We start from the raw sequence: 6,213 nt of genomic DNA, 5'->3' as shown, positions 1-6,213 counted from the left end.
ATATTGGTTCTCCTTCATTTTATGGATTTAGTTTATATGACCTTAGTAAATCTGTCCAGTTAAGTATAGCCTATCCACAAAAGTAAGAAGAAAGGACTGAGAACAATGTCAAGATATTTCATGTATGGTACATCACTAGGAGGGGTAGAGCAGCTGATGATGCTGGTGTATATTCCGACCGGCAAACTCCATTTGCACGGACATTTCGACCCAACTTCACGGAGGGTAAGATCCACCCTCGCGGAAGCTGAACCATTAATAACTAAATGCTAATACTCAGAATCATTGTGGCCATGAGCAAGACGACAGATATGTTCGCACCACTCATCGGTTTCCATGGGATCCTGGTTATTATATAACAACTGAATATAGATCTGGTATGTGGGATGATCACTATATCGCCTGCCCAGATCGGAGAGAATGTCGCTTCTGAGATACTCATTATAAGGATATGTAAGATGACGGCTCAGCTCATAACGGGTTCTGACCGTTTCAGATTCCAGATGTTGAATATCTTTTATCAGATCATCAATCAACTGACAGAATTCGTATTGGCAATCGCAGTCGCAGCTGTAAAAGCGATTATTCTGATCAACCATGGCTTGCACCGCTTTTGGAAGAAGTCTTGAAGCTGCGCCGTTCCCGCATCGAAATTTTGCCACCAATCCGGATGTCATAGGCATTGTGAATGATGCGATCCATGATGGCTTCAGATATCGGGCTGTCATTATCCGGATCGGGATTGATGCGTTCATACCAGCCTTCCATCTCGTATTGTGTGCAGAAGATAATGGAACCTTCCTTACAGCGGGTTTCGACAATCTCAAGCAGATCATAGGCTTCCTGTGGTTCCAAGGTGCGGATCAGCCATTCATCGAGAATCAGCAGTTCAACCTTCTGGTAGGATTTGATGGTCTTTCTGAAAGTGCCACAACCCTTGGCAACACTTAATGTTTATTGTAAAATAAAAATGTAGAAAGTTGCAAAGCAAAAATCCATAGTATTGCAAGTTGGAAAATGCATAATATTGCAAAATCCATTGCGGGCAAAAATCAAATCAATTATCCTTGTATCTGACCAAAGAACAAGGAGGAAATGGAGAATGCTCACAATGGATCAAATACATGATATCAGATTTCGATTTTATGAGAAAGGGGAAAATGTTTCACAAATCGCAGAAGCGCTACGACTTGATTGGCGTACGGTACGTAAGTACATTGATCAGAACGATTTTAATAAACCGGTACCCAAGCCGGCGGTCAATAAAAAATTCTGTCCCAAGCTTGACCCCTATAAAGCAGTCATCGATTCCTGGCTTATTGAGGATAAATCAGCTCCGCGAAAACAGCGACATACTGCTAAACGGGTGTTTCATCGCCTGCTTTCTGAGGTGACTGGTTTTGACTGTTCCTATCGAACAGTAGCCGCTTATTATGCGGTGAAGCACCGGGAAATTTTCAAACAAAACAAACAGGCCTATCTGCCGCTAGTGCATCAACCCGGGGAAGCACAGGTTGATTTTGGCACGGCTGATTTTTATGAAAATGGCCGAAAATTGACTGGAAAATACCTGGAGGTCTCTTTTCCTTACAGCAACAAAGGCTACCTGCAACTATTCTACGGTGAAAATATGGAATGCCTGCTGGAAGGACTGGATGCCATATTCCGCCACATTGGCTGTGTTCCGGGGGAACTCTGGTTTGATAACACGAAAGTCATTGTTACGGAGATCATCCGTGGTGGGGGGCGTAACCTGACTGATAAATTCGAACGGTTTCGGGAGCATTACTGCTTCAAAGCAGTTTTTATGAATCCCGGTGCTGGCCATGAAAAAGGAAATGTTGAAAATAAGGTTGGGTATCAACGCCGCAACTTCATGGTACCGGTTCCCCACTTTTTATCACTTTCGGATTATAATCGACATTTGCTTTCAGAGTGTGAGAAGGATTCCCGAAGGGGCCATTATCGCTATGATGAAACCATCGAGGAGCGGTTTCAGGCGGATCTCAAGGCCTGTCATGAACTGCCCGTGATTCGTTTTGACCTCACCGGTCATCAAATCCTCAAAGCCGACAATTGGGCCAAGGTTTATCTGAACAAAAGGCAGCATGCTTACTCGGTGGCTCCAAAGTATGCCCAGTGCCCGGTTCATCTGGTGTTAACGTCGTCGATGGTGATTATTCAGGATGAGAATTTTCGTGAGATTGTTCGCCATCGGCGTCTTTACGGGGATAACCGACAAGAGCAGATGGACTGGCTGCCCTATCTGAAACAATTATCCCTACGACCCCGAGCCCTTAAATACACCGGCATCTATGAACTGATGCCGGAATCCATACAAACCTATCTGACCACCTGTTCAAGCAGCGAAGTTGGACAGGTCCTCAAGCTTCTTTCTGAGTTGACCGACCGCACTGGTTTTGACAGTGCCGTGAATACCGTTAATCATGCGATTACCTATCAGGCGAGGGATGCCGGCAGTCTTTCCAATCTTTACCGGCGGCTGTATTCCGATATCCCCGAGCTACCGGCCATGACACTCCCTCTGGGTATTCCAAAGATGACCCCGATGCAGCCCAATCTGACGGCTTATGATGTGTTGCTTCAGGGAACGGGGGTTGACGGTCGTGTTGGATAAAGAAATCGCCGAATGCTGCCGCAAGCTTCGCCTCAGTCGCAATCTGGCTGATTTGGCACAAACCACCGAAGGCAGTAATCACCAGGAATATCTGTATCAGCTACCCAGTGAAGAACTTCGTTACCGAAATACCACTCGTACCGAGAAACTGGTGAACAGTGCCGGTTTCTATGCGATCAATACCTTTGAAGGGTATCGGTTTGATGAAATCACCCTGCCTTCGGATTTGACCCCGGAAAGCCTGAAATCCCTGGCATTTATCCACGAAAAGAAGAATCTCATCCTGTATGGCGGCACCGGAACCGGTAAAACCATGCTGTCAACCGCTCTCGGCGTCGCTGCCTGTCGGCAGGGAATCCCGGTGAAATTCTTCCGGACGGCGGCCCTGGTGAATAAACTGTCCGAAGCCAAAACGGCTGGCACCCTGACCGCTTTTCTGAAAAGGCTGAACAAAGCGGAAGTGATTATCCTGGATGAATATGGTTATGTTCCATTGGATCGAACGGGAGCACAGCTCCTGTTCGAAATCATATCCGACTGTTATGAACGCCGGACCATTATTCTCAATACCAACCTGGAATTCTCCCGATGGGTCAATGTGCTTTATGATGAACAGATGACGGCTGCTATGCTGGATCGGCTGCTTCACCACTGCCACCTGCTTATGTTTCCGGGTCCCAGTAACCGCATGCGGGAATCCAGCATCAATGAGTTGTATCGTTCAATCTCAGACAATCAATTGAAAAAACAATAAAACATGCTCGCAATGCTTTGATTTTTAACGAAATCGCTTCGCATTTTAGCTTGCAAAACTATGGATTTTCCATAATGCAACATTCTGTATTTTTAACTTGCAACTTTCTGCAAAAAGTTCTTGCAAAAAACAGAATGGATTATTAAATAATGGATAAAGAATAAATCATTCTTCATGAAAGCTCTTTAATTCTCTAATAATTGTCGTACATACGGTAGGGTACGCCCAGGGCACGCCATTTTATCGATTTTATTGTCACCTATATATTGTGGGTGGCTTTTTTTATATTTAGAATTGAGGTGTGAAATAAAGTTAATCTGTGGTTACCGAGAGATCTCCAAGCCAAAGGATTTTTAAGAATGGCTCCGAATTTTGGCAATAATATTGCCTTAATCAGCCGAGGCTATCCATCTGCCCTTGAACAAAAAAATGATCTGTTTATTCATGATTTTAATGTGGTTCTATGTCAATATTTAGTACAAATTAAAACGAGAACTTTTTTCATTCGCATTTTAATTTATTAGATAAGTTGAAATAAACGGTTGCAAATTGAATTGGTAATTGAGCAGTCTGTGCGCGAGGGTCCGCTCCCCTGGCCATCACGGATCGCCGCAACGTTACAATATTTTATTCAACTAATGTAACAATGATTTTTCAGTTACTAGTTTTTCTTGATAGCCGAGTGGATTAGAGCTGATAATCCTTGCTTCTATTAATATTTCCCCGGCTTTAAGTTTCCGGGGATACCCCGAGCCGTCCATCCTTTCATGATGTTGGTATACGATTTCTGCAATTGGCCCGGTAAAATCAACCGATTTTAAAATATTGTATCCCGCCTCAGAATGAATTTTAATAATCTCATACTCCAGGGGAGACAATTTGGTCGGTTTTACAAGTAGTTCAGTCGGTACATACATCTTCCCGATATCGTGGAGCAAACCGGTTATTCGTACGGTTTCCACAGCATCTTCATCTAAATTAAGTTGGATTGCCATGGTTGTCGCCAGTTTACTCACTCGGTTTTGATGTCCGCTGGTGTAAGGATCCCGAACCTCCACGACTGCGGACAATGCCGTGACAATCCCATCCAGCAGTTTCCTGTATTTCTCCAGTGAAGCAGCCATTGCCTTCTGTGCCAATACGGTTTCGGTGATTGAACGTGAAATACTTAATACCGTTGAAACGCTGCCATTTTTATTTAACTCCGGTACAATGATGGTGTTATAATACTGAATGCCTGTGGCGGTACTGAGTTCGAAATCAGTGTTTTTCTCATGTTTATTTTCAAACACCCATTGGATCACACTTTTAAGCTTTTTATAATCTGCATTACAAATACCCAGGTCGATGAATGTTTTACCAATCATCAACTGTGTTGGTACATTTAAATCAATTTGGGAGCGGTTGTGAAAATAAACAAATTGGTAAGACCGATCCAGTCTGGCAATGATATCAGGGGCATTATCGACAAGCGTCCGGTAATCATTCTCGCTCTTTATCAAGGCATTTTCGGCAAATTTTCTGGCCGTGATATCCCGGACAATACTGAGCAGAATTTGCTTACCCTCCAATAAAGAACCATGCGAATTTATTTCAACTTCCATAGCAGAACCATCTTTTCGAAAATGAATCGTTTCAAAAATGATTCCTTCTTGATTTCCTTTTTTTATTTCATTAATAATTATTTTCTCTTTGTTTGAACCACACAATTCGAAGATACTCTTTGTCAGGAATTCTTCCCGGCTGTACCCATAGTTTTTGATGGCGGCATTGTTGGCTTCCAGAATGATCCCAATTCTTTTATTGCCTTGACAAAGAGCGGGAATTCGAGGGGTTTAACCACGTAGGAGTTCGCACCCAGTTTATAACCCCTCAAGATATCCGTTTCTTCATTTGAGGAGGTTAATATCACAACCGGAATCAGATGTAGTTTCGGTTCTTCCTTGATTTGTTTTAGTACTTCAAGGCCGTCCACTTTCGGAAGCTTGAGATCCAGGATTATCACCACTGGATTACCGCTTTCCCGGTTGGCAAAATTACCCAGATAGAAAAGATACTCAAGTGCTTCGGCACCGTCGTTGACCACATCTACCTTACTTGCAAGATTGCTTCCTTCCAGTGCCACTAATGTTAATTCCACATCATTGAGATTATCTTCAACCAATAAAATCCGGTCTAATTCCAACATCGTTAACCCTCCTTATATTGTAGTTGCATCGGGTTATATTATGATTTTATATTTCGTGTTTTCATAGGTATTACACTTTATAACAATGGCACAGTTTTCTAAATTAGTTCTCCGTTTTATATCCTTTCAACTTCTTGTTTAGACTCTTTTAATCACTTTAACACCCTTTTCAGATTTTATAGGCCATTAATTAATTTCAGGCCGTTTGTAATAATAATCGTGTGAACATTAAATTTTAGGGTATGAATATAATGTGAAACGATCTGGAAATTTTCCTTTTAATTAGGGCATCATCAGGATCAATGATTTACTCAAAGGGATTCTGTCAGGTTAAAGGTGCTGTTTCGGTTGCCTTTAGTGAACACTTTTGGGGATGAAGAAGTCCGACCTCTCGATGAAATCAGAAAGGGCTTTTGTCAGTCCAATTGTATGCGTAATGCTTATATTATGGCTAATTTTACTAGAAAAATAGTTTGTGAGAATCGATAAGGTGAGAGAGGTTAATTAAAATGGACAAGGAAAAGTTCAAAAGAATTATTTTAGAAAATGAAGATGTTGGATTGTCAACACTTTTTCAGACAACTTTTTTAAGGTCTGCTGTTTTGAATTCAATCGGCGTCATATAATCAAGAG

The 6,213-nt window shown here is 42.3% G+C and carries 5 protein-coding genes and 1 pseudogene; 2 read left to right on the top strand and 4 right to left on the bottom strand.

The window, feature by feature from the left end; genetic code table 11:
* Positions 1-269: 269 nt before the first annotated feature.
* Positions 270-599 (bottom strand): hypothetical protein, encoded by a 330-nt coding sequence (locus U2P91_RS17480; protein WP_111886413.1) that lies wholly within the window; start codon positions 597-599, stop codon positions 270-272.
* Positions 592-939: pseudogene (locus U2P91_RS17475) on the bottom strand (ATP-binding protein); the annotation flags it as partial. The gene U2P91_RS17480 and the pseudogene U2P91_RS17475, both read right to left, overlap by 8 nt.
* Before the next feature lie 172 nt (positions 940-1,111).
* On the opposite strand from U2P91_RS17475, the gene istA reads away from it, so the two are divergent.
* The gene (gene istA, locus U2P91_RS17470) at positions 1,112-2,638 is read left to right on the top strand and encodes an IS21 family transposase (protein ID WP_371414184.1); all 1,527 of its coding nucleotides are present in this window, start codon (positions 1,112-1,114) and stop codon (positions 2,636-2,638) included.
* Positions 2,628-3,392, top strand: coding sequence for an IS21-like element helper ATPase IstB (gene istB / locus U2P91_RS17465; protein WP_111886416.1), 765 nt, complete (start codon positions 2,628-2,630; stop codon positions 3,390-3,392). Before istA ends, istB begins: the two co-directional genes overlap by 11 nt.
* A 635-nt stretch (positions 3,393-4,027) precedes the next feature.
* Here the strand turns inward: istB and U2P91_RS17460 are convergent.
* The gene (locus U2P91_RS17460) at positions 4,028-5,155 is read right to left on the bottom strand and encodes an HD domain-containing phosphohydrolase (protein WP_242988729.1); all 1,128 of its coding nucleotides are present in this window, start codon (positions 5,153-5,155) and stop codon (positions 4,028-4,030) included.
* A complete protein-coding gene (locus U2P91_RS17455) occupies positions 5,119-5,580 on the bottom strand; it encodes a response regulator (protein WP_111886418.1) in 462 nt (153 codons plus the stop codon). The genes U2P91_RS17460 and U2P91_RS17455 overlap by 37 nt, the downstream gene beginning before the upstream one ends.
* Positions 5,581-6,213: the final 633 nt, after the last annotated feature.

Source organism: Acetobacterium sp. K1/6, from assembly GCF_034438075.1.
GTDB lineage: Bacteria > Bacillota > Clostridia > Eubacteriales > Eubacteriaceae > Acetobacterium > Acetobacterium carbinolicum.
The sequence above is the reverse complement of the archived record's forward strand: the minus strand, read 5'-3'. Positions and strand labels throughout refer to the sequence as shown.